We start from the raw sequence: 23,213 nt of genomic DNA, 5'->3' as shown, positions 1-23,213 counted from the left end.
CTTTGCCATGGTGGATTGGTCTGGCGGAAACGACACCGGGCCGATCCCGCGCAAAGATGCGATTTGGGCCAGCATTGTGCGCGAAGGGCACGTTTTGCAACTCGAATACCTACGCAACAGGATGGTCGCAGAACAGTGGCTTGAGGCCCTGATCCGTACCGAGCTTGAGGCCGGTCGCCGCCTGTTTCTGGGGTTCGATTTCCCGTTTGGCTATCCGGCAGGGTTTGCCCGGGCGGTGACGGGTTCGGACGACCCTCTGGTTTTGTGGGACTGGTTCGAACGGCATATTGAGGATACGCCCAAGGCGAATAACCGATTTGATCTGGCAGGCCGGATCAACTTGAAATTTGGCGGAAAAGGCCCGTTCTGGATGAACGGTTTGCGTCGTGACATCGACGGTCTGCCACGCAGAAAAACGGACTATTCTAATCCTTTCCCGGACCGCCGCGATGTAGAAACCTTGGCCAGGGGCAGCTTTACCTGCTGGCAGATGGCAGGTGCGGGGGCTGTTGGCGGGCAGGTGATGATGGGGCTTCCGGTTCTGAACCGCCTCCGCCACCTTTTCGCGGGAAAGATCGCGGTCTGGCCGTTTGAAACACTGGATAAGCAAGTTGCTTTTGTAGAAATCTGGCCCTCGCTCAACTTAGGCAAACCTCCTCAGGGAAGGATCAAGGATGCCTGGCAGGTCGAACAGGTCGCCTTGACTCTGTCACGTTTGACAGAGCAGGAGTTGGATGCGCAATTGAATGTCTCAGCGGCAGAGGAAGGTTGGATATTGGGTGTAGCTCAGGACAAGCCGAACATAGCCCCGCCGCCATTGCGAAACGATTGTTTCGCGTTGCCTGCCGGGGTGGAGTGGACACCTGTAGACGAGGCGTTGGCCTATCTGCGCGACAGATTGCATCCGATCACGTCAGTGGAAACGCTTGAGCTGTCCAAGGCAAGTGGCCGCATTCTGGCCGAGGATGTGATCGCCCAACGCTCAAATCCGCCCCAGCCTAACACGGCAGTGGACGGGTTCGGGTTTGCGGGTCCCGTCCCGGAAGGCGCTCAGGTCATGCCGTTGATTGATGGGCGCGCGGCGGCGGGAATACCGTTTGATGGTCACGTGCCCGACGGCCTGGCTTTGCGTGTCCTGACGGGCGCAGCACTGCCTGATGGTGTGGACACGGTTATTCTGGAAGAGGATGTCACGGTCCAAGACGGCCATATTGCCTTCCGCGGCCCGCTGAAAAAAGGCGCGAACACGCGGCGCGCGGGCGAAGATGTGGTGGCAGGTGATGTGGCTTTGCCCGCCGGGCGTCGGTTAACTCCTGCCGATCTCGCGTTGCTGTCTGCTGTGGGTATCGCGCAGGTGAATGTGCGTCAGCCGTTGCGTGTGGCAGTGGTCTCGACCGGTGATGAGTTGATCGAACCCGGAGAAAGCGCAGGTCCGGGACAGATTTTCGATGCCAACCGCCCGATGCTGCTTTCGTTGATCGAACGCATGGGATTTGTGCCAGTTGACATGGGGCGTGTTGCAGATGATCGGAATGCTTTGAGGGACCGGTTGGATCAAGCCTCAGCACAGGCTGATGTGATCCTGACCAGCGGAGGCGCATCAGCAGGCGATGAAGATCATGTGTCCGCCTTGTTGCAAGGGGCGGGGGCGATGCAGCACTGGCGGATCGCGTTAAAGCCGGGGCGCCCACTGGCTTTGGGTTTGTGGTCAGGCGTGCCGGTGTTTGGCCTGCCGGGCAACCCGGTTGCTGCCATGGTCTGCACGTTGATCTTTGCGCGTCCTGCGCTGGGCTTGATGTCAGGCGGAGGCTGGACGGAACCGCAAGGGTTTGACGTTCCTGCCGCGTTCGAGAAACGCAAAAAACCGGGCCGCCGTGAATACTTGCGCGCCCGGATGCGCGATGGACGGGCCGAAGTGTTTCATTCGGAAGGCTCGGGCCGGATCAGTGGCCTCAGCTGGGCCGAAGGGCTGGTCGAAATCGAAGATGGCGCGCGGCAGATCAAACCGGGCGATACCGTGCGTTTCATACCGTATGGGAGCTTTGGTATTTGAGCATCGCGATTTCATCCGGCTTCGCTGATAACGAACGCGCGCAGGCAGCGGCGCTGTTCTGGCAGGCGTTTTCGGCCAAGCTGCATAAGGTCATGGGGCCAGATGAAAAGGGTTTGGCCTTCATTGAAATCGCTTTGAACCCGAATTTCGCGCTCGTCGCGCGCGATGACGCGGGTCATATGTTGGGGCTGGCGGGGTTCAAAACGCGCGACGGCGGTTTGGCTGGTGGCAGTATGTCTGATCTTGCCGGAACCTATGGCTGGTTCGGGGCCGTGTGGCGCGCCTGCATATTAAGCCTGCTGGAACGTGAACTGAAACCGGAGGTCTTTCAGATGGACGGAATATTTGTCGCTGCTGATGCCCGAGGCAGAGGTGTGGGTACGGCCCTTTTGAATGCCATTAAACAAGAGGCCCGCGATCAGGGCATGTCCGAGGTTCAGCTGGATGTGATCGATACCAACCCGCGCGCCCGGGCCTTGTACGAGCGCGAAGGGTTCCGGCCAGTGGGTGAGGAAAAAACCGGGCCGCTCAAATACCTCTTCGGCTTTAGCAGCGCGACCAAGATGTCTTGGCCGGTGGCACATTCCTAGTCGAAGGTTCCTGCCACGCGACCCAGCAACATAAAGGCCCTTGCAGTACGCGTTTCACCCAGCGCGCTGAGTTCCGCGTCGCTTGCGTTGGGTTCGAACTCGGCCATCATCTTGTCAAAACGGCGAAGAAAATGATGGGCAGCGTCGCGGAAAATCGGGTCCTGTTTCATCCGTGCTGCTGTCAGCGCCAGTGAGGACCTGTCGCGGACGCCTCCTAACGCGGCCACAGCGCGACCGCGTGTGCCTTGGGCGAATTGGCGCCAGATTTCTGGCCGGGCCATGTCGGGACGCAGGTCATCCATATAGATGCCTTCCTGGCTGAGCAGCGTCAGAACGTCCTGCGAGGCTTGCACAAGCTGCGCTGTCTTGCGGTCTTTCAGCGCGACGCGCAGGGCGTTGAACCCTTCGGTATCATCCTGCGTTTCCGGGAAGTTCAGAGCCCGGATGAAAATGGCTGTGCTGAGCGGCGGCGCGATGTCTTCCGCAGGCGTTCCCAGCTCCAGCGAGGTTTGGTCGCCAGGGGCAGAGGCCTGCGTCGCACTGGCGGTCGGACTGGTGCGCTTGGTTGAAAACGTCGCCAGCGCGTTTTCCGTTTTCCGGGTGGCCGCAGCGATCTCGTCCAGCTTTTTGCTCACAGCAGGTTCATAGGTGCTCGAGGCCCGCTGCTGCTGCGCCACATAGGCCTGCCGGATGGCATCAATCGCCGTTTGCAGCCGTGCGCTTTCTTCGCGCATGACCCGGCTGGCACGCATTGCCGTAGCTGCGACCCAGATCATGGCCACGGGCATAAACACCGCCAGAAAGGTAACGATGAACCCACCGTTTTGACCCTGTTCCGGAAGCACCAGAAAGACAACCGACACCACCAGCCAGATCAAGCTGAGCACCAGTGCGGCAATCTCAATTTCAGTCAAAGCCGGTGTCTTTGGGCGATCATAGATGCCCAGCGAGGTCGGTTTTTCAGTTTCCGGGTCAGGTTTGGGCCCCGACATTACATGCGCTCCGGTCAGGCGTACTCGATACTCAGAATTTCATAAGAACGCACGCCGCCGGGGGTGCGCACTTCAACACTGTCGCCTTCGTCCTTGCCAATCAGGGCACGGGCGATGGGGGATTTGATGTTCAGCAGACCGGCTTCAATATTGGCCTCGTACTCGCCAACGATCTGCCAGGTTTTCTCTTCATCAGTGTCTTCATCGACCAGGGTCACCTTTGCGCCGAACTTGACTGCCCCAGACAGCTTTGCCGGATCAATGACGTCGGCCAGCGACAGAATGCCTTCCAGCTCTTTGATGCGACCTTCGATGAAACCCTGCTTTTCACGGGCCGAGTGATACTCGGCGTTTTCCTTCAGGTCGCCCAACTCGCGTGCCGAAGCAATCGCTTCGATGATCGCCGGGCGTTCAACGGATTTGAGGTTCTTCAGCTCAGCCGCAAGCGCGGCATTGCCCGTAGGCGTCATCGGGATCTTTTCCATACTCTCTACGTCCACGTATAAATTGAGTCGCCCCGCCGCACGGAAGCGTCGGGGCGAATGTAGGGTTGGCAGTTACCTGACCCAAATACTGCGTGAATTGCAAGAGGGGACAGCAGTTGCAGCGATCAATTCGCGACTTCGCGCCGTCGTGTGGATTTTGGCTGCGGTCTGTGGCGATGATCAGGGTGCCGGGATCTGTGCCATCGCTGCGAAGGGGTGCAAAGCCACATCATCTCAATCATATTGTACAACCTCGAATTCGATACCGTTATCGTCACGGAAGTAAAACCTGCGCCCCGGTTCGTAATCCGCGTGGTTATGAGGCTCAAACCCTGCTTTTCGAACTTTGGCTTCGGTCGCATCGATATCTTCCACCAACACGCCCACATGATTGAGGCCGCCAACAACGTCATAGCTGCTGTTGGCCAGGGGTTTGGGGTCTTGCGGCGCATACAGCGCCAGATATGTATGCGTACTGCCCACATGGACAGTGTAGCCACCCAAGGTTGCCGGCCCTTCCCAGCGGGTTTTCCAGTCAAAGACCTGCTCCATCCATGCGGCTGAAGCCTGCGGGTCGCGGACAGTGAAGTTGGTGTGTTCAAGCGTTGCCATCATGGGATCTCCTGTTTTTAGGCTTGTCCCGACTCAAGCTAATTTCTAAACCTAACTTTAGGTCAAGGTATTTTTTTGAGGATGTGATGGCTGTTTCAGAAGGGCTGGCAATCGGTGCACTGGCCCGGCGTACCGGGCTGGCGGTGTCAGCTATCCGTTACTATGAGGCGCAGGGCTTGATCTCGCCATGGCGCAACTCGGGCGGACAGCGGCGCTATCAGCGCGCAGATATCCGACGGTTGAGCTTTGTGATGATTGCGCAGCAATTTGGTCTGACCCTGCCCGAAATCCGCGAGGTGCTGTCGGGTCTGCCTGGAAACCGCACCCCAACGCCGCAGGATTGGAAGGCCATAAGCGTGCAGTTGCGCGCTCATCTGGATCAGCGAATCGATACGCTGACGCGGTTGCGCGACAATTTGGATGGGTGCATCGGGTGTGGGTGTCTCAGCCTGCCAAAATGTGCGCTTTACAACCCCGATGACCGGGTAAAATCCAATGGTAGCGGTCCCAGGTATCTGATGGGGGACACACCAGAGGCTTGAAGTGTCGAATAGCGGCATTGTTACGCCGTGTTTCGATTGACCAAGGTCTTTGCAACCATGTAATCAGCCGTGAAACAAAATTGCGCCGACCGCATGTAGAAAGCGCCAATTCGGAAAGTTAGCTAAGGAGCCCGCGATGGCCGAGATTGAACGCGAAGCGATGGAATACGACGTGGTGATCGTGGGTGCAGGCCCCGCGGGCCTGTCGGCGGCCATCCGTCTGAAACAGCTGGATGCCGACCTGAACGTTGTTGTTCTGGAAAAAGGCTCGGAAGTTGGCGCGCATATCTTGTCGGGTGCGGTGCTTGATCCCTGCGGTCTGGACGCTCTGATCCCCGATTGGAAAGAAAAGGGCGCGCCGCTGAACGTGCCTGTGCACGAAGATAACTTTTACATGCTGGGCGAAGCCGGCAAGCTGCGTATCCCCAACTTCCCGATGCCGCCGCTGATGAACAACCACGGCAACTACATTGTCTCGATGGGCAATGTCTGCCGCTGGATGGCGGAACAGGCAGAAGAGCTTGGCGTTGAGATTTTCCCGGGCATGGCGTGTTCGGAACTGGTCTATGGCGAAAATGGCGAAGTCAAAGGCGTTGTCGCCGGTGTCTTTGGTCTGGAAGCTGACGGCTCGTACGGGCCTAACACTGAGCCGGGCATGGAGCTGCATGGTAAATATGTCTTCCTGTCGGAAGGCGTGCGCGGCTCGCTGTCCAAAGAAGTTATTGCCAAATACGATCTGCAAGCTGGCAAAGAAGTGCAGAAATACGGCGTTGGCATGAAAGAGATCTGGGAGATCGACCCGGCCAAGCACAAAGAAGGTTCGGTCACGCACACAATGGGTTGGCCGCTGGGCAGCAATGCGGGTGGTGGGTCGTTCATCTATCATCTTGAAAACAATCAGGTCTATGTCGGTTTCGTGGTTCACCTGAACTACAAGAACCCGCACCTGTATCCCTACATGGAATTCCAGCGCTTCAAGCACCATCCAATGGTGGCCGACCTGCTGAAAGGCGGCAAGCGCGTGGCCTATGGTGCGCGTGCGATCACCGAGGGCGGCTATCAGTCGATGCCTAAGCTGGTGGCACCGGGTGTGGCGCTTCTGGGTTGCTCGGCGGGCATGGTCAACGTGCCGCGCATCAAGGGTAACCACAACGCGATGCTGTCAGGTAAGGCTGCGGCAGAGGCCGCGTTCGACGCCATCAAGGCCGAGCGTTCGGGTGATGAGCTGGCCGCATACGAGACCGAAGTGCGCGATGGTCCCATCGGCAGCGACTTGAAGAAGGTCCGCAACGTAAAACCAATCTGGTCGAAATGGGGTCTGACCGCATCGCTGATGCTGGGCGGTCTGGACATGTGGACCAACACGCTGGGCTTCTCGCTGTTCGGGACGGTCGGACACGGCAAAAACGATGCAGACTCGACCGAAGATGCAAGCAAGCACCAGCCCATCGACTACCCGAAGCCCGACGGTGTGCTGTCGTTTGATCGCCTGACCAACGTGTCCTTCGCCGCGACCAATCACGAGGAAAGCCAGCCTTGCCACCTGCGCCTGGCCGACCCCGAAGTGCCGGTCAAGGTCAACCTGCCCAAGTTTGACGAACCAGCGCAGCGCTATTGCCCGGCTGGCGTTTACGAGGTGGTCGAGGATGAAACGGCGGGCCCGCGATTCGTCATCAACTTCCAAAACTGCGTGCACTGCAAAACCTGCGACATCAAGGACCCAAGCCAAAACATCACTTGGACCACGCCGCAGGGTGGGGACGGTCCGAACTATCCCAACATGTAAGCAAAAAACTGGGCACTGGCAGGGTCGTGAAGGCTCTGCCATTGCCTCTTGCCAGCCAAAGCCCTAGCTTGTTTGTCAGTCAACGATAGCAAGGCAGGATTTCGGTGGTTTCCCTGGTTCGTCGCGCGGCTCTGTCCGTGCTGCTCATGTCGTCGGTCGCAGTCCCGGCATTCTCAGACTCGGGCGCAGGGTCGTATCTGGCCGGGCGGCAGGCAATTTACGAAAGTGATTATACCGCTGCCGAGCGGTACTATGCACAGGCGCTGAAGTTCGATTCACAGAACCCGTTGCTTTTGGAAAGCGTTGTGGTGGCACGCCTTGCGCTTGGCGAGATTGAACGTGCCTTACCTGTTGCTGAGCAGATCGAAGAAGCGAACCTGCCCAGCCAGGCCGCGCGCATGGCGATTGCGGCCAATTTGGTTGCAGATGGCAAGTATGACGTCCTTTTAACGCGCAATCCGGAAACTCAGGGCGTTGGACCGCTGGTGGACGGGTTGATGGTCGCCTGGGCCCATTTGGGCCAGGGTGAAATGACCAAGGCGATGCAGCAGTTCGATACGGTAGCCACGCAAGACGGCCTGAAAGAGTTTGCGTTGTATCACAAGGCCATGGCATTGGCCTCGATCGGCGATTTTGAAGGGGCCGAGGCCATCTTTGCAGACAATGACGGTGCGGTGGCGCGTTTTACGCGTCGGGCGGCTTTGGCGCGAGCCGAAGTGCTGTCCCAGCTGGATCAGAACGAAGACGCCCTTCAGTTTCTTGAGGACGTATTTGTTGCTGGTAGCGACCCGACCATCGAAACCTACACCAGCCAGCTGGAGGCGGGTGAAACACTCCCCTTCACCCATGCCCGCTCGGCGCGGGATGGCATGGCCGAGATTTTCTTTACCGTTGGTGCCGCGCTGAACTCTGAGGCGTCGCCGGACTACGTTCTGCTCTATACACGATTGGCCAGTTTTCTACGCCCTGACCACGTGGATGCCATTCTGTTGAGCGCCGATCTTCTGGATCAACTGGAGCAATATGATCTGGCGGTTGCGGCCTATCGTATGGTCCCTGCGGACAGCAACGATCATCACGCGGCCGAGTTGGGTCGGGCCGAGGTTCTGGACCGCTCAGGCAAAACCGATGCCGCCGTTGAGGTTTTGCAAAACCTTGCAGCACAAGACCCTGACCTTCCGGGTGTGCACGTGGCTTTGGCCGATCTGCAGCGACGTCAGGAAAACTATCAGGCGGCAGTGACGTCTTATGACACGGCAATCGGGCTGACGGACAACGCAGCAGGCGGCAACTGGTTCTTGCACTATGCCCGTGGCATCAGCCATGAGCGGCTGAAACAGTGGGATCAGGCCGAAGCTGACTTCCGACGAGCACTTGAGCTGAACCCTGATCAGCCGCAGGTTCTGAACTATCTGGGCTATTCGCTTGTCGAGCGTAAAGAGAAATTGGACGAGGCGCTGGACATGATCCAGCGTGCCGTCGCGGCCCGCCCGGACAGTGGCTACATCGTCGACAGCTTGGGCTGGGTCCTGTTCCGTCTGGGTCGTTATGACGAAGCGGTCGAACAGATGGAGCGCGCTGTTGAGCTGATGCCTGTCGATCCGGTGGTGAACGACCATCTTGGCGATGTCTACTGGGCCGTAGGCCGTGCGCGCGAGGCTGAATTCCAGTGGAAACGGGCGCTGTCCTTCATTGATCCCGAGGATATGGATGGTGAAGCCGACCCAGAGCGCATTCGCCGCAAGATCGAAGTTGGGCTGGATGCCGTTTTGGCCGAAGAAGGTGCAGAGCCTTTGAAGGTCGCTAATGGAAATTAAGGCGTTTGCGCCAGCCAAGATCAACCTGACCCTACATGTGACCGGCCGCCGGACAGATGGCTATCACCTGTTGGATTCATTGGTGGTTTTTGCTGATTTGGGCGATCAACTGACGTTCAAACCCGGCCCCGCATTGTCCATGGATGTACGCGGCGAGTTTGCCGATGGCGTCCCCGCGGACAGCCGCAATCTGGTGTGGAAAGCTGCCGAAGGTGTGGGTTGGACCGGGCATATCGATCTCAGCAAGTCCTTGCCCCACGGAGCGGGCATTGGGGGCGGCTCGTCAGATGCTGCGGCCACGCTTGGGGCTTTGGCTGGGCAGGGTTATGACGCTCCGCCGGACCTGCCCCTGTCACTTGGGGCAGATGTGCCCGTCTGTCAGGAAGGCCGAGCGATCAGAATGCAGGGCATTGGTGATCAACTGGGTGCTGTAAACCTTCCGCCCTTGCCCGCGTTGTTGGTCAACCCGAATGTGCATGTGCCAACTGGGGCCGTTTTCAAGGCACTGGCCAGCAGAGACAATCCGCGGATGCCTGAGCATATCCCTGAGTTTCAAAACGCCACCGACTGCGCCTTGTGGCTAAGCGATCAGCGTAACGATTTGGAAGTGCCCGCCACGGGCGCTGCGCACAAGATTGAACAGGTTCTGGACACACTGCAAACGACAAATCGCGCCCTCATCGCGCGTATGTCGGGGTCAGGGTCAACCTGCTTTGCGCTGTATCCGACGATGAAAGACGCGCATTTCGCAGCCTATGAGATCGGCGCAGCGTATCCTGATTGGTGGTGCCGCGCCACTCAGCTTAATTGAGACGCGAGACCACGTAGTCTGCCAGTTCACGCAGCAGGCTGCGAATTTCGTGATCCGGCAACACATCCAGCGACGCCTTGGCCTTGTTCGCCCAACCCAAGGCGTCCTGCCGGGTCTCTTCCAGCGTGGCGTATTTGCCCATCAAGCGCAGCGCATGATCCAGATCGCCCTCCTGTTGACGGCCTTTTTCAATCGTCCGCTCCCAGAATGCGCGCTCGTCCGGTGTTGCTTGGGCCACGGCTTTGATCACCGGTAGGGTCAGCTTGCGCTCGCGGAAATCATCGCCCACGTTCTTTCCGGTTGCTTTGCTGTCGCCCTGATAGTCCAGCAGGTCGTCTGCGATCTGGAAGGCAATCCCCAATGAATCGCCGTAATCGAACAGAGCTTTAACTTGTTCTTCCGAAGCGCCAGCGATCACACCACCCACTTCGGTTGCGGCGGAAAACAGGGCGGCTGTCTTGCCGCGAACGACCTGCAGATAGACGCTCTCATCCGTACGCAGATCGGTAGCTGCTGTCATCTGCAGCACTTCGCCTTCGGCAATCGTGGCCGAGGCGTTGGCCAGAATGTCCAGCACCCGCAGCGAGCCGGTTTCGACCATCAGCTGGAAGCTGCGTGAAAACAGGTAATCGCCGACCAGAACGCTGGATTTGTTGTCCCACAGCAAATTTGCAGTGGGACGACCGCGCCGTTGGGCGCTTTCGTCTACCACATCGTCATGCAGCAGCGTCGCGGTATGGATAAATTCGACCGTGGCCGCAAGCCGCACATGGTGATCACCGGTATACCCAAACAAGCGCGCCGTCGCCAATGTCAGCATCGGACGCAGTCGCTTTCCGCCCGCTTCCACAAGATGTTGTGTCACCTCTGGGATTCGTGGCGCATGGTCCGACGCCATCCGCGTGCGGATCAGGCCGTTCACGGCCTCCATCTCGCCCGCCAACAATTCGGCGAGGCGCTCATGCGGTTTTGAAATCATGTCGACGGTCATCACACTCCTGATACAAGGCTCGACTTCCGCCTCGCCTTGCCCTTACATCCATCCCCATGAAAGAACTATTGCGCAGTACCGATCCGACAATCCTGGCCTTTGCATCCGCTCTTCTTGAAGGCGAGGATATAGACTGCTTTCAGATGGACGTAAATATGAGCATCCTCGAAGGTGGTATCGGAATCTTTCCGCGCCGCCTGATGGTGCGGTCCGAAGATCTGACTCGCGCCGAACGTGTGATGCGCGATAACGAGATTCCGCTGGGCCGATGACCCGCTTTGAAGACAAAGAACTGACCCGTAACAATTTCCTGGGTGGCCGGGTTCGACTGCTGCAACCCGAAGCCGGTTATCGCGCTGGCGTAGACCCCGTTTTTCTGGCCGCGTCAGTGCCTGCCCGGACCGGCCAGTCGGTGTTAGAGCTGGGCTGTGGCGCGGGGGCCGCTATTCTGTGCCTGTCCGCTCGGGTGCCGGGTCTGAAGCTGACCGGGGTCGAGTTACAGCCCGCCTATGCAGATTTGGCGCGTCGGAACGCAGAAATGAACGGTGTAGATCTGGATTTGGTCGAAGCAGACCTGACAGCTTTGCCAACAGCCATTCGGCAGCGTCAGTTCGATCACGTCATTGCCAATCCCCCCTATTACCGCGCCGGAGCACATAGTCGCGCCAACGACACCGGCCGCAGCATCGCGTTGGGAGAAGACACACCTTTGCAGGACTGGATTTCAGTGGCGGCCAAACGTCTGGCTCCGCAAGGGTATCTGCATATGATCCAAAAGGCAGATCGCCTGCCGGATATGATAGTGGCCTGCACGGGCAGGCTGGGGTCGGTTGAAGTGTTGCCTCTTAGTGCACGTACAGGTCGTGAGGCCGAACTGGTGATTTTACGGGCGCGCAAAGGCGGTCGTGCGGCATTTCGCCTCCACGCACCTTTGATTCTGCACAAGGGTGAACGCCATGAAATGGATGGTGAAAGCTATACCGAGCAGGTTTCTGCGGTGCTTCGGCAAGCCGCCCCATTGCCCCGGTTCTGACGTCAATCGGCAATGACCAGCCGATTTTGTCGGATTTATTACAGATTCTGTGCTTGTGCAGCGTGACAGGGTGGAAACGATGTGGTCAACTTCTTACGTGAACTACAGACACGTAAACAAGGAGGATCGCAATGAGCGTGAGCGCACATCTGACGGAACTGAAGAAAAAGCACGAATCTCTCGGTCTCGAAGTGGAACAAGCCCAACGCTCGCCGGGCATTGATGATCTCCATATTGCTCAGTTGAAGAAACAAAAGCTTAAACTGAAGGAAGAGATCGAACGCCTGTCTGCCTAAGATTTCAGGCTGGCGCGGGCCGCGATCAGGGCCCCGCCGGTGATCAACAAGGCCGCGATCGCAAGCCCCCAGGATGGGGCGGCGATCCCGGCCACAACCAAAGCCAGCGTTGACAACAAAGGGGCCGCGTAAGACGAGGTTCCCAGCATTTGAATGTCGCCTTGCTTGACCCCGATGTCCCACACATAGAATGCAAGCCCGACAGGCCCAAGGCCAAGCGCCAGAACCGAGGCCCAGCCAAGGGGCGTTACCGGAAACACTGTGTCTTCCAAAGCCACATGCAGCAGGCCAGATGCCAGCGCGGCTGCTAGGCAAAACACTGCGACCGAACTGGTGGGCGTGTCGCCCAGCTTGCGGGACAGAACGGAATAGCCTGACCATGTCAGAGCGCAGAGCAACGCAAGTGCATATCCGGGCAAGTGTTGGGCCTGAAAGCCTGCACCGCCGCCACCCGCGATAATTACGGCGGCCCCTGCAAATCCAAGACAGGCCCCGATCATATGCCCAACACGTAGATGTTCGCCCGGCAGCAATCCCGACATGAGCACGATGAGCAAAGGCCAGAGATAGGCGATCAGCCCAGCCTCGGCAGCTGGGGCCATGCGCAGGGCGGAAAAGTAAAGGGCGTGATACCCGAACAGACCCAAGGCTCCAAACAAGTAGGTGGTCCAGGGAACGCGTTTCAAACTGCTCAACCCGCCCGTGGCAGCGGCCCAGATCAATCCAAGCGTGCCACCAATCGTAAAACAGATTGTGTTCAGCAATAGGGGCGGCGTGGGAGCAGAGCCGACCGTGAACAAAGCCAGCAAAGCCCAAAGCAAGACGGCCACAAAACCGATGGCCGTTGCGCGCATTTTGGTCATCGGTTGGAAACCTCTTCAATCGGTATGATCTTGAACTCATCCGATATATGCGCGGTTTTTTCAATCTCGGTCAGGAACCAATCGCGAAACGCCGCGATCTGAGGTTTCTTCTCGGCCCCTGGAAGACAAAGAAACCGGAAACGCCCCTGTGTTTCCAAAGCCACCTTGAACGGGGCGACCAAACGGCCTTCGGTCAAGTCCTTGAGAATCATGGCGCGTCGTCCAAGCGCCACGCCAACTCCTGCGACGGCGGCATCAATCGCGTGATCGGCATTTGAAAAATGCGCGCCATGGGTCGGGGTGAAATCGATCCCTACTGCACGGAACCAAGCGGGCCAGTCGCAGGGCGGGGTCAGGAAATTGATCGAATCGTCATGGATCAACGGGGCGTGCCGCAAGCTTTCCGGAGTGTCGAATTGTTCTGCCAGTTCCGGTGTCATGACCGGGGTCAGCCATTCCTTTCGCACAGGGACGGAATACAGCCCTTCGTCAGCGGAATTGCCAAAGCGGATGGCGACATCCACATCGTCCCGCTCAAGGTCCATATTGCGCAGAGTGGCCGAGAACTTCAGATCGATCTCAGGGTGTGCGCGGGCAAACTCGTAAAGCCGCGGTGCCAGCCATTTGGCTGTTAGTGCGGGACCGGCGGTCACAGTCAGGCTGGTGTCATCTTCCTGCCTGCGCACGGCGCGCCAAGCGGCTTGCAATGTAGCAAAGCCTTCGGCAGCACCAGGTGCCAGAGCGCGCCCGGCCTCTGTCAGCTCTACGGCCCGATTCAGGCGGCGAAACAACGGTCGGCCCAGATGTTCCTCAAGCGACTTGATCTGAAAGGACAGGGCCGCTGGCGTCACATGCAGCTCCGCCGCGGCTTTTGCGAAAGACATATGCCGGGCCGCGGCGTCAAACGCACGGAGCGCGGTAAGCGGGGGAAGATAGTCACTCATAGTGAAGTAAATCTTAACTGAACACCCAAGAAAGCTCGTTTGTAGCTTTACCACGTAACCCTCATATTCATCTCAGGTCAAACAAAACTGATTTGAATAGGAGACGGCCATGATCGAGATGACGACAAATCCCGCCGCCCAGATGGCGATCCTGCGCGCTCACCAAGAACGCAGCCGTGTGGTTTGGCAGTTTTGGAAACGTATTTTCGGTTCCCGCTGATCGCAGCGCGCGCGATCTTACGGGATAAAAAAGGGCCGGTCCAAAAGGACCGGCCCTTTTTTTCTTCTGATCAATGGATCAGACGAAGAACTGCGCACCGTTGGCCGAGATGGTCGAGCCATTGATGAACTGCGAATCGTCCGAGGCCAGGAACGCCACGCAACGTGCGATTTCCTCGGGTTCACCCAGGCGACCGGCCGGGATCTGGCCGATGATGGATTCGCGCACTTTCTCGGGCACCGCCATAACCATTTCGGTTGCAATGTAGCCGGGGCAGATCGCGTTTGCTGTGATGCCAGCCCGCGCACCTTCTTGCGCCAACGATTTCACGATGCCCAGATCACCTGCTTTTGTTGCAGCATAGTTCACTTGTGCGAACTGACCCTTCTGGCCGTTGATCGAGCTGATGACGATCACGCGACCAAACTTGCGCTCGCGCATGCCAGGCCAGACGGGGTGCACGGTGTTGAACACGCCGGTCAGGTTGGTGTCGATCACGTCTTTCCACTGATCGGGCGTCATTTTGTGAAACGGTGCGTCACGCGTGATACCCGCGTTGGCGACAACGATGTCGATGGGGCCAACCTCGGCTTCGACTTTTTCGATGCCTGCTTTGGATTCGTCATAATCAGCGACGTTCCACTTATAGGTCTTGATACCTGTTTCTTCGGTGAATTTCGCGGCGGCTTCGTCATTGCCTGCATAGGTGGCGGCAACATTGTATCCTTCGGCTTTGAGCGCCTTGGAAATTGCTGCGCCAATGCCGCGGGAACCGCCGGTGACGAGTGCTGTACGTGCCATTTATGACTCCTTCAATTTTAGTCGTCTTGGTAATGCTGTTACTCTGAGAGGTGATCGTGCGCAATATTGTTTCGTCGTGGATCTGATTTTTTCGGGTGGCAATATCGTCGCATCCAAGGGGTATGAGCCTTTTGTAACAAAAAAGGGCGTCCGACGGACGCCCTTTGATATTTGGGTTTCAGTGCACTTAGTCGCGCTCCACACACAGCGCGACACCCATGCCGCCACCGATGCAGAGGGTCGCCAGACCCTTCTTGGCATCCCGGCGCTTCATTTCGAACAGAAGCGTGTTCAGGACACGGCAGCCCGACGCGCCGATCGGGTGGCCAATGGCGATAGCGCCGCCGTTGACGTTTACGATCGACGGATCCCAGCCCATGTCCTTGTTCACGGCGCAGGCTTGCGCAGCAAAGGCTTCGTTGGCCTCAACCAAATCCAGATCGTCAACCGACCAGCCCGCCTTTTCCAGCGCCTTGCGCGAGGCGTAGATCGGACCGACACCCATGATCGACGGGTCCAGACCGGCGGTTGCGTAGGACGCGATGCGGGCCAAAGGCTCAATCCCACGTTTCTCGGCATTTTCAGCGGACATCAGCAGGGTCGCCGCCGCGCCGTCATTCAGGCCGGAAGCGTTCGCCGCAGTAACCGAACCATCCTTGGTGAAGGCTGGGCGCAGTTTGGCCATGGCTTCCATGGTTGCGCCGTGGCGGATGTATTCGTCCTTGTCCATCACGATATCGCCCTTGCGGGTCTTGATGGTGAAGGGCACGATCTCATCCGCGAACTTGCCTGCCTTCTGGGCGGCTTCGGCCTTATTCTGTGAAGCAACAGCAAATTCATCCTGCATGTCGCGGCTGATCTGCCATTTTTCGGCAACGTTCTCGGCCGTTTGACCCATGTGATAGCCGTTGAAGGCGTCCCACAGACCGTCGCGGATCATGGTGTCGATGTACTTCATGTCACCCATCTTGTGGCCTGCACGCAAAGCGGCGGCGTGGGGTGAAAGGGTCATGTTTTCCTGGCCACCTGCGGCAACGATCTCAGCGTCACCCAACTGGATATGCTGGGCACCCAGCGCGACAGCGCGCAGACCCGATCCACACACTTGGTTGATGCCCCAGGCTGCGCTTTCCTGCGGCAAACCGGCATTGATGTGCGCCTGGCGTGCAGGGTTCTGTCCTTGGGCGGCTGTCAGAACCTGACCCATGATGGTTTCGCTAACCTCGCCTTTGTCCACGCCGGCACGTTCGACAACAGCTTCCAGGACGGCGGCGCCCAGATCATGTGCTGGGGTGTTCGCAAACGAACCACTGAAGCTGCCGACACCTGTACGTGCGGCGGATGCGATTACTACGTTGGTCATATGATCAGTCCTTTACCGTCATGGGCCAGCGGAAGTTCTGACGGCGCAGGTCGAGAGGAGCCCCCCGAAACAAGAGCGCCCCGTGTTCCCCGCTCAAGTACTCATGCAATAGCGTAATGCTGCACTTGCAGCAACGGACAGCTTGTCTCAGCGTTGAAAATGCACGATTTTTGCCGACTGACCAAAGGTCAACTTCCTGTTTTTGAAACGCTTTCCTGTCTCCAGGGGGCAGCGACACTTGGCGCGCCAAACAGGTAGCCTTGCAGGCAATCCACGCCGCTGGACGTCAAAAACGCGGCGTCGTCCTGTGTTTCAACCGATTCGGCGGTGATCAGAATTTCAAATTCACGGGCGACAGCGATCAGAGCGCGCACCAGTGTCTGATTGTCGGGATTGTTGCTGATCCCCCTGACAAACTGCCCATCAATCTTGGCGGCATCGAACAAGAACTCGCGAAAATGGCGAAAGCAAAAATTACTGGCACCGAAATCGTCTAATGCAAAGGCAATGCCGCGATCCTGCAAGCGGTCCATGAAATCGATGACCAGTTCCGGCACTTGCATGGCCGAACTTTCCGAAATTTCAAGGATTAGCCGTTCGCCCAGTGCGGCGTCACGCTTTAAGAACCGATCCAGGGTCGCCGACCACCTGGAATACCCGATCGAGCGGGCGGACATGTTGATCGAAAGCCTAATCCCGGGGTTTCTCACCAGTGTGCGCAACCCAAATTCCAGCGCAACGCAATCCAGATCCCGGCCAATCGGGGTGTTTTCGAGTTGCGGCATGAACTCGCGTGCGGGAATAACCCGCCCTGTTTCGTCCAGCACACGAATGAACCCTTCATAAAACGCAACACTATTGGGGGCGTTTGCTTGCACGACCGGTTGAAATGCCAGCTTGCACTGTTTGTGCTTCACCGCTTCGGTTGCCATCTGAACAATCGAACGATCACGTGTCGACACCGCAGCGTTCAGCGGGCTTTCTGACCCATCGGGCAAATTCGCGTGTTTCTTGTTTCCCATAGCGCCGATTCCCATCAGCCCGTGACAGACGGTATGTCCGGGGCAGGTGTTTCGACACAGTTTCGAGGTAAACAGATGAATCTGCGGTTAAGGAGCCAGTAGATTCAGGATTTATCGAGAGATGCTCCAGGCGCGGGCAAGGGACGAAGCCGCACTCAGCACCGCTCCTACTACGCCTGTAACCATCAAAGCAAAGCCCAAAGCGATCCATGCCGGTGCAGTGCTGTTCAACGCTGTAATCATCGCGAGCAAAAGGCCGGACAAACCGACATAGGTTGAAAGGACTGCCAAACGGTTCATTCCGACCCTCGTTCACTCTTTGATTACAGATGAGTTTCGATATGGCCCCCAAAGCCTGAATTTCAAGAGCGAAGGGTGTGCGCTCGCTGGTGTCAGACCTGCTCTGCCTGTCCAGTGGGCAGTTTTTCGTCGAAACGCTCAAACCCGGGCGTTCCGCGATCTTCCGGATGACGGACCAGGTGTTTGGCTTTGATCTGTTCCGAGCTGTCGCGGCTGCCATCGTGGCTGTATCCCGGCGGGGCAAAGCAATACCCAAGCCGTTGACGTAGTGTCAGACCGGGCTGGGTCGCGTCACGCCAGATGCCGACCCATTCGTGAAAGGCCACGCGCAGCGGGTTGAATGTGCCGATATTGTGAACCAGTCCGAAATCGACACGGTCGTTTTCCTGCTCTGGGACAAAGGTCCCGAACATCTTGTCCCAGATGATGAAGACGCCTGCATAATTGCAATCCAGATAGCGTGCATTCCGGCCGTGATGGGCGCGGTGGTGACTGGGGGTGTTCATAACGGCCTCGAACCAGCGGGGCATCTTTCCGATGGCCTCGGTGTGAATCCAGAACTGATAGATCAGGTTCAATCCACCGACAAACAGAACCATGGCCGGATGGAACCCGATCAGGATCAATGGCGCGCGCACGACCATCATCAGCGTGAAAGTATAAGTCCACGGCTGCCGCAAAGCGGTGGTCAGGTTGTAATGCTGTGAGCTGTGGTGATTGACGTGGTTTGCCCAAACCCAGCGGATGCGGTGGCCAAAACGGTGCACCCAGTAATAACGGAAATCGTCCAGCACAAAGCACAGAATGATCACCGGGATCGACGTGCCGAGATCCAGCGGTGTGATCTGCCACAGCCACATGAAAAAGCCATACGCAATGAAGCCCAGCAGAAACCCGGACGCGATATTACCTGCGCCCATGATGAGCGAGGTTACTGCATCACGCGTTTCGTATCTCCCGCCTTTGCCTTTGACGGCGATCCACAAAAATTCCGCCAAAATCGCGGCCACAAAAAAGGGAACCGCCCACTGAACGGCATCGGGGAAACTGATCTGGTCGGTCATTCGGGCTCCATCAGGTGACGCCAGTGGGCGCGCTCTATTTCGTCCAGGTGGATAAGAGTGCCGGGGGTGCCGAAGTCGTGAAACTGGATTTCAAAGCCTTCGGGGTGTTCGATCCAATCGAAATCCAGCAAGTGCCGGGCCACAGTGTCGGCACCGAAGGACCACAGCAGCCCTGCGCCGGATTCGGTACGCACCAGTGCCGCGTGGCGGTCATTCGAGATCGTGACATCAATGATGGTGTCGTCGGGTGCATGCCGCAGCCATTGCGCGCGTGCGGTTTCGGGTGTCAGCACAAAAGGTTCTGAGCGGCCCGTCAGATGCAAAAGCAAAGTGATTCCGGCGATTCCTCCGACCACCAGAACCAATAGTATTTCCAACGGCATCCCATCCTCCTGCGGACACCCTGCAAAGACGCGTTGGGGCTGTCAAAGGTGGCGTTGCGTCAGGTACGTTCCAGACGTTCCAGAACTTCGTACTGAACAACACGTTGGACAAAGGGCACCAGCCCATCAGGGCCTGATGCCCGATCCTTGAGGTGAATGCAGATATCCGGACGACGGGCGGCAATGATGCCAACCATCTCTCCGCGAATCGTGTCATCCAGACCTGCCCCCAAAATGGCGCAGGTGATCCGAGGTTCGGCATCCAACTGCTTTCGAACTTCGTCGGTGTCATGCGCGCCCAGCCATTGAATCGGCAAGTGATCCAGTTGTCTGGCCACATCGCCGATCACGTTTGGCAGCTTCCCAATCAAAAGAACCACCGGTTTCATCGCAGCCTCCTTCCCACAAGGTTACAAACGAAAACCGACCCATTTGGGCCGGTTTAAGTGTAGCACAAACAGGGGAAAGCTGCGCAGGCGTCAGCTATTGGCTTCCACAAGCGTCGAAATAATTGCTTTGGCGCTGTCCGAATTCCATTCAGCATCGCCAATCAGGCGGGCAATTTCCTGACCTTCAGGGTCCAGGATGACTGTAATGGGCAGCGCGATCACGCCGAATTCCCGTGCAGCAGCCGAGCTTGGGTCCTGATGACGCGGGAGGTTTTCGATGCCATTTTCTTCAAAGAACTTGGTGATCCCGGCAGGAGAGTTGCGACCGGTGGCCAGTGTCAGGACCTGAAACTTGTCGCCTCCGAACTCTTCCTGAAGCTCCGCGATCTGAGGCATTTCCTTGCGGCACGGCGCGCACCATGTGGCCCAGAAGTTCAGCAGCACATACTTGCCCTCGTAGTCCGCAAGCGTACCGACACCGCCATCATCTTCCAACTGGAATTCGATGGATTTGGCGGGTTTCGGTTCCTTGTGCAGGATCAGGCGTTTCAGGCTGTTTTCCCGCAGGGGGGCAAGCGTTTCCGCATCGGTCGCCAAAGCGGCGTTTGCACCCAGCGCAAGGGCCATATAAAGGGGGATCAGACGAAATAGGCGCATATCAACTCCGGGTTTTCTTACATGACCGATCAATCCTCGAACCAGATGTGGGGCGGCCGCTTTGCCGCCGGTCCAGACGCGATCATGGAGGCAATCAATGCCTCGATCGGGTTCGATCAGCGGATGGCAGCCCAGGACATCGCAGGCTCGCGCGCCCATGCCGCCATGCTGGCTGCCACAGGCGTCATAAGTGATAGTGACGCCGAGGCTATTCGGGAAGGGCTGCTCACCGTTTTGTCAGAAATCCAGAACGGTGAATTTCAGTTTTCGACCGCACTGGAAGACATTCACATGAATGTCGAGGCGCGCCTGAAAGAGGTGATTGGTGAGCCCGCTGGCCGTTTGCACACAGGCCGTTCGCGCAATGACCAGGTGGCGACCGATTTCAAACTTTGGGTACGGGATCAATTTGACGCGGCCGAATCGGGCCTTTCGGCCCTGATCCGCGCGCTTTTGGCGCAGGCCCAGGCCGGGGCCGATTGGGTGATGCCCGGTTTCACGCACCTGCAAACCGCGCAGCCGGTGACATGGGGCCACCATATGATGGCCTATGTCGAGATGTTTGGCCGTGACTTGTCCCGCGTTCGCGACGCCCGTGCGCGCATGAATGAATCTCCGCTGGGTGCTGCGGCACTGGCCGGAACGTCGTTCCCCATTGACCGCCACATGACGGCCGAGGCGCTGGGCTTCGACCGCCCTGCCGCAAACTCGTTGGATGCTGTCAGCGACCGCGACTTTGCCTTGGAGTTCCTTTCGACCGCGTCGATCTGCGCCGTCCACCTGTCTCGTTTTGCCGAGGAGCTTGTGATCTGGTCGTCTGCTCAGTTTCGTTTTGTGACGCTATCCGACCGCTTCTCGACTGGCTCGTCGATCATGCCGCAGAAGAAGAACCCTGACGCGGCCGAGCTGATCCGCGCCAAGGTCGGGCGTATCTTTGGGGCCAACACGGCGCTGATGATGGTAATGAAGGGCCTGCCGCTGGCCTATTCCAAGGACATGCAGGAAGACAAAGAACAGGTCTTTGACGCTGCCGATAACTGGATGCTGGCGCTGGCTGCGATGGAAGGCATGGTGAAGGATTTGACCGCCAACAGGGACAGCCTGGCAGCGGCTGCGGGGTCCGGTTTCTCGACCGCCACCGATCTGGCTGACTGGTTGGTAAGGGTTCTGGGCCTGCCATTCCGAGATGCGCACCATGTAACCGGGTCGCTGGTGGCCATGGCCGAAAGCAAAGGCTGCGATCTGCCTGATCTGACGCTGGAGGATATGCAATCGGTTCACGCAGATATCACCGATGACGTCTATTCTGTTCTTACCGTGCAAAACTCGGTAAACTCGCGCCAGTCTTACGGCGGCACGGCCCCTGATCAGGTGCGTGCCCAGATCGAACGATGGAAGGCGATGGTGTGATGACAGCTGTTCGTGTGGTGGCGATCGTGGTATCCGGCCTGATACTGGCCGGATGCGGGGCCGATGGTGAGCCGTCGCAGCCCACAGCAGTTCAACCAACGGCCAGCGCGACGATTGGGGTTGGTACCAGCGGGACCTATGTTGCAGGGGGTGTTGGCCTTAGCCGTGGGCCGTTGGGTATTTATCTGGGGTTCTGAACCCTTTTGCGTTGTACACTCGGGTCCAATACCCCAATTAGGGCGCGTGCAAAAACGCGCTGATCCTCTCAACGAAAAGACACTGACATGAGAACAGTTGGACTGATTTTGGCATTTGCGGCGCTGGCGGCATGTGAACCCTCATCCGCGCGACGCCCCGAACCTTCGGCAGAACCCAAGCAATCTGGCAGCAGCATTTCAATCTCTGGCTATGGCCGTGTGGGTGTTTCCACCTCAAATTAACAAGGACGCTGAGTGCGGAATCCATTGATCCGCAGTTGCCTTCTGGTCTAAGCGCGCGGGTATGGATCATTTTCTCTACCGCGACGGCGCGCTTTTCGCCGAGGATGTCCCTGTTTCCGAAATCGCTGCAGCGGTCGGAACCCCTTTTTACGTCTATTCGACGGCGACACTACAGCGGCACTTCAAGCTGTTTGATGACGCGCTGGACGGCACTGATCATCTGGTCTGCTACGCGATGAAAGCGGCCAGCAACCAGGCCATTTTGAAGACCCTGGCGCAAGCCGGTGCAGGTATGGATGTGGTCTCGGGCGGGGAGTATTTGCGCGCCAAAGCCGCAGGCGTTCCAGGCGACAAGATCGTCTTTTCGGGTGTTGGCAAAACGGCCGACGAGATTCGCACCGCGCTGACAGGTGGAATCCGCCAGTTCAACGTCGAATCCGAGCCAGAGATGGACGTGATCAACGCGGTCGCACTAGAGCTGGGCGTTGTTGCGCCGATCACTGTTCGGGTGAACCCTGACGTGGATGCCAAGACCCACGCCAAGATCGCGACCGGCAAGTCCGAGAACAAGTTTGGCATTCCGATTGCACGCGCGTCCGAGGTTTATGCACATGCTGCCAACCTGCCGGGGCTGGAGGTGATCGGCATCGACGTCCATATCGGCTCGCAATTGACCGAACTTGAGCCGTTCGAGTTGGCCTATTCCAAGGTAGCAGAGCTAACCGAACAGTTGCGCGCTGAAGGTCACAACATCCGCCGCCTCGATCTTGGGGGCGGGTTGGGCATCCCCTACACCCGCTCGAATGACGCGCCGCCGTTGCCGGTGGAATATGGCGCCCTGATCAAGAAAACACTCGGCCATCTGGGCTGCGAGATCGAGATCGAGCCGGGCCGCCTGATCGCGGGCAATGCTGGGTTGATGGTCAGCAAGGTGATTTACGTGAAGTCTGGCGAAGGTCGCGATTTCCTGATCCTGGACGGGGCCATGAACGATCTGATCCGCCCGGCGATGTACGAGGCGCATCACGACATCGTTGCGGTACAGGAACCGGCGGCCGGGGTTGAACAGCAACCCTATGACATCGTGGGCCCCGTGTGCGAATCGGGGGATACCTTTGCCAAGCAGCGCAATATGCCGCCTTTGAAATCAGGGGATCTGATCGCCTTCCGCAGCGCAGGCGCTTATGGAGCGGTTATGGCCAGCGAATACAACACCCGCCCCCTGATCCCCGAAGTTTTGGTCAATGGTGATCAATTTGCAGTCATTCGTGAACGGCCAAGCTTTGACGAAATCATAAACCGCGATACCATACCTTCGTGGCTCTGATGCGATAACCGCGCGGGCCCAA

The 23,213-nt window shown here is 58.0% G+C and carries 27 protein-coding genes; 13 read left to right on the top strand and 14 right to left on the bottom strand.

Going from position 1 to position 23,213, the window contains the following annotated elements:
• Window positions 1-7: 7 nt before the first annotated feature.
• Window positions 8-2,053, top strand: a complete 2,046-nt coding sequence (locus ACR3EH_RS08415) for a molybdopterin-binding protein (RefSeq protein WP_171184241.1) — start codon at window positions 8-10, stop codon at window positions 2,051-2,053.
• Window positions 2,050-2,643 (top strand): GNAT family N-acetyltransferase, encoded by a 594-nt coding sequence (locus ACR3EH_RS08410; protein WP_253746494.1) that lies wholly within the window; start codon window positions 2,050-2,052, stop codon window positions 2,641-2,643. Before ACR3EH_RS08415 ends, ACR3EH_RS08410 begins: the two co-directional genes overlap by 4 nt.
• On the opposite strand, the gene ACR3EH_RS08405 is transcribed toward ACR3EH_RS08410, so the two are convergent.
• The 3 genes from ACR3EH_RS08405 to ACR3EH_RS08395 all read right to left on the bottom strand — a co-directional run bounded on the left by ACR3EH_RS08405 (window position 2,640) and on the right by ACR3EH_RS08395 (window position 4,735).
• Entirely contained in the window at window positions 2,640-3,635 is a 996-nt protein-coding gene (locus tag ACR3EH_RS08405) for a hypothetical protein (RefSeq protein ID WP_171183907.1), read from the bottom strand. The two genes, ACR3EH_RS08410 and ACR3EH_RS08405, sit on opposite strands and share 4 nt — an antisense overlap.
• 14 nt (window positions 3,636-3,649) lie before the next feature.
• Entirely contained in the window at window positions 3,650-4,120 is a 471-nt protein-coding gene (gene greA / locus ACR3EH_RS08400; protein WP_171093746.1) for a transcription elongation factor GreA, read from the bottom strand.
• Window positions 4,121-4,354: 234 nt separating this feature from the next.
• Complete coding sequence (locus tag ACR3EH_RS08395; RefSeq protein ID WP_171183909.1) at window positions 4,355-4,735, bottom strand: VOC family protein; 381 nt, start codon at window positions 4,733-4,735, stop codon at window positions 4,355-4,357.
• 83 nt (window positions 4,736-4,818) lie between these two features.
• Between ACR3EH_RS08395 and soxR the strand changes: the two genes are divergently transcribed.
• The 4 genes from soxR to ACR3EH_RS08375 all read left to right on the top strand — a co-directional run bounded on the left by soxR (window position 4,819) and on the right by ACR3EH_RS08375 (window position 9,688).
• Window positions 4,819-5,274 (top strand): redox-sensitive transcriptional activator SoxR, encoded by a 456-nt coding sequence (gene soxR / locus ACR3EH_RS08390; protein ID WP_171647400.1) that lies wholly within the window; start codon window positions 4,819-4,821, stop codon window positions 5,272-5,274.
• 136 nt (window positions 5,275-5,410) lie between these two features.
• Entirely contained in the window at window positions 5,411-7,060 is a 1,650-nt protein-coding gene (locus tag ACR3EH_RS08385; RefSeq protein WP_171105493.1) for an electron transfer flavoprotein-ubiquinone oxidoreductase, read from the top strand.
• Window positions 7,061-7,206: 146 nt separating this feature from the next.
• Window positions 7,207-8,877, top strand: coding sequence for a tetratricopeptide repeat protein (locus ACR3EH_RS08380; protein ID WP_171184245.1), 1,671 nt, complete (start codon window positions 7,207-7,209; stop codon window positions 8,875-8,877).
• On the top strand, window positions 8,867-9,688 hold the full coding sequence (locus ACR3EH_RS08375; protein ID WP_171675895.1) for a 4-(cytidine 5'-diphospho)-2-C-methyl-D-erythritol kinase: 822 nt from the start codon (window positions 8,867-8,869) through the stop codon (window positions 9,686-9,688). Before ACR3EH_RS08380 ends, ACR3EH_RS08375 begins: the two co-directional genes overlap by 11 nt.
• On the opposite strand, the gene ACR3EH_RS08370 is transcribed toward ACR3EH_RS08375, so the two are convergent.
• The gene (locus ACR3EH_RS08370) at window positions 9,681-10,679 is read right to left on the bottom strand and encodes a polyprenyl synthetase family protein (protein ID WP_171675897.1); all 999 of its coding nucleotides are present in this window, start codon (window positions 10,677-10,679) and stop codon (window positions 9,681-9,683) included. The two genes, ACR3EH_RS08375 and ACR3EH_RS08370, sit on opposite strands and share 8 nt — an antisense overlap.
• Before the next feature lie 56 nt (window positions 10,680-10,735).
• Here ACR3EH_RS08370 and ACR3EH_RS08365 point away from each other — a divergent pair, with 56 nt between their 5' ends.
• The 3 genes from ACR3EH_RS08365 to ACR3EH_RS08355 all read left to right on the top strand — a co-directional run bounded on the left by ACR3EH_RS08365 (window position 10,736) and on the right by ACR3EH_RS08355 (window position 12,008).
• Window positions 10,736-10,951, top strand: coding sequence for a putative signal transducing protein (locus tag ACR3EH_RS08365; protein WP_152456800.1), 216 nt, complete (start codon window positions 10,736-10,738; stop codon window positions 10,949-10,951).
• A complete protein-coding gene (locus tag ACR3EH_RS08360) occupies window positions 10,948-11,712 on the top strand; it encodes a tRNA1(Val) (adenine(37)-N6)-methyltransferase (RefSeq protein ID WP_171647398.1) in 765 nt (254 codons plus the stop codon). The genes ACR3EH_RS08365 and ACR3EH_RS08360 overlap by 4 nt, the downstream gene beginning before the upstream one ends.
• A 131-nt stretch (window positions 11,713-11,843) precedes the next feature.
• Window positions 11,844-12,008 carry a YdcH family protein gene (locus tag ACR3EH_RS08355; RefSeq protein WP_083445267.1) on the top strand — a complete coding sequence of 55 codons (165 nt, stop codon included), beginning with the start codon at window positions 11,844-11,846 and terminating at the stop codon, window positions 12,006-12,008.
• Here the strand turns inward: ACR3EH_RS08355 and yddG are convergent.
• The 10 genes from yddG to ACR3EH_RS08305 all read right to left on the bottom strand — a co-directional run bounded on the left by yddG (window position 12,005) and on the right by ACR3EH_RS08305 (window position 20,014).
• A complete protein-coding gene (yddG, locus tag ACR3EH_RS08350) occupies window positions 12,005-12,871 on the bottom strand; it encodes an aromatic amino acid exporter YddG (RefSeq protein WP_171183920.1) in 867 nt (288 codons plus the stop codon). The two genes, ACR3EH_RS08355 and yddG, sit on opposite strands and share 4 nt — an antisense overlap.
• The gene (locus tag ACR3EH_RS08345) at window positions 12,868-13,815 is read right to left on the bottom strand and encodes a transcriptional regulator GcvA (RefSeq protein ID WP_171183922.1); all 948 of its coding nucleotides are present in this window, start codon (window positions 13,813-13,815) and stop codon (window positions 12,868-12,870) included. Before ACR3EH_RS08345 ends, yddG begins: the two co-directional genes overlap by 4 nt.
• Window positions 13,816-14,113: 298 nt before the next feature.
• Complete coding sequence (gene phbB, locus ACR3EH_RS08340; RefSeq protein WP_171093728.1) at window positions 14,114-14,836, bottom strand: acetoacetyl-CoA reductase; 723 nt, start codon at window positions 14,834-14,836, stop codon at window positions 14,114-14,116.
• A gap of 187 nt (window positions 14,837-15,023) precedes the next feature.
• A complete protein-coding gene (locus ACR3EH_RS08335) occupies window positions 15,024-16,199 on the bottom strand; it encodes an acetyl-CoA C-acetyltransferase (RefSeq protein WP_171093726.1) in 1,176 nt (391 codons plus the stop codon).
• Window positions 16,200-16,387: 188 nt separating this feature from the next.
• The gene (locus ACR3EH_RS08330; RefSeq protein WP_171183925.1) at window positions 16,388-17,221 is read right to left on the bottom strand and encodes an EAL domain-containing protein; all 834 of its coding nucleotides are present in this window, start codon (window positions 17,219-17,221) and stop codon (window positions 16,388-16,390) included.
• 111 nt (window positions 17,222-17,332) lie between these two features.
• Window positions 17,333-17,521, bottom strand: a complete 189-nt coding sequence (locus ACR3EH_RS08325) for a hypothetical protein (RefSeq protein WP_171183927.1) — start codon at window positions 17,519-17,521, stop codon at window positions 17,333-17,335.
• A 92-nt stretch (window positions 17,522-17,613) separates the two neighbouring features.
• Complete coding sequence (locus ACR3EH_RS08320) at window positions 17,614-18,585, bottom strand: sterol desaturase family protein (protein WP_171183929.1); 972 nt, start codon at window positions 18,583-18,585, stop codon at window positions 17,614-17,616.
• Complete coding sequence (locus ACR3EH_RS08315) at window positions 18,582-18,968, bottom strand: hypothetical protein (protein WP_171675899.1); 387 nt, start codon at window positions 18,966-18,968, stop codon at window positions 18,582-18,584. Before ACR3EH_RS08315 ends, ACR3EH_RS08320 begins: the two co-directional genes overlap by 4 nt.
• Before the next feature lie 59 nt (window positions 18,969-19,027).
• Entirely contained in the window at window positions 19,028-19,357 is a 330-nt protein-coding gene (locus ACR3EH_RS08310; protein WP_171183931.1) for a hypothetical protein, read from the bottom strand.
• Between the two features lie 90 nt (window positions 19,358-19,447).
• Window positions 19,448-20,014, bottom strand: coding sequence for a TlpA disulfide reductase family protein (locus ACR3EH_RS08305; protein ID WP_171093715.1), 567 nt, complete (start codon window positions 20,012-20,014; stop codon window positions 19,448-19,450).
• A 21-nt stretch (window positions 20,015-20,035) separates the two neighbouring features.
• Here ACR3EH_RS08305 and argH point away from each other — a divergent pair, with 21 nt between their 5' ends.
• From argH to lysA, 4 genes are all read left to right on the top strand, one after another.
• A complete protein-coding gene (gene argH / locus ACR3EH_RS08300; RefSeq protein WP_171183934.1) occupies window positions 20,036-21,424 on the top strand; it encodes an argininosuccinate lyase in 1,389 nt (462 codons plus the stop codon).
• A complete protein-coding gene (locus ACR3EH_RS08295) occupies window positions 21,424-21,621 on the top strand; it encodes an argininosuccinate lyase (protein ID WP_171093711.1) in 198 nt (65 codons plus the stop codon). The genes argH and ACR3EH_RS08295 overlap by 1 nt, the downstream gene beginning before the upstream one ends.
• 87 nt (window positions 21,622-21,708) lie before the next feature.
• Entirely contained in the window at window positions 21,709-21,864 is a 156-nt protein-coding gene (locus ACR3EH_RS08290) for a hypothetical protein (RefSeq protein WP_171675901.1), read from the top strand.
• 61 nt (window positions 21,865-21,925) lie between these two features.
• Entirely contained in the window at window positions 21,926-23,191 is a 1,266-nt protein-coding gene (gene lysA / locus ACR3EH_RS08285) for a diaminopimelate decarboxylase (protein ID WP_171675903.1), read from the top strand.
• Window positions 23,192-23,213: the final 22 nt, after the last annotated feature.

Source organism: Ruegeria sp. BG7 (assembly GCF_056535685.1).
The sequence above is the reverse complement of the archived record's forward strand: the minus strand, read 5'-3'. Positions and strand labels throughout refer to the sequence as shown.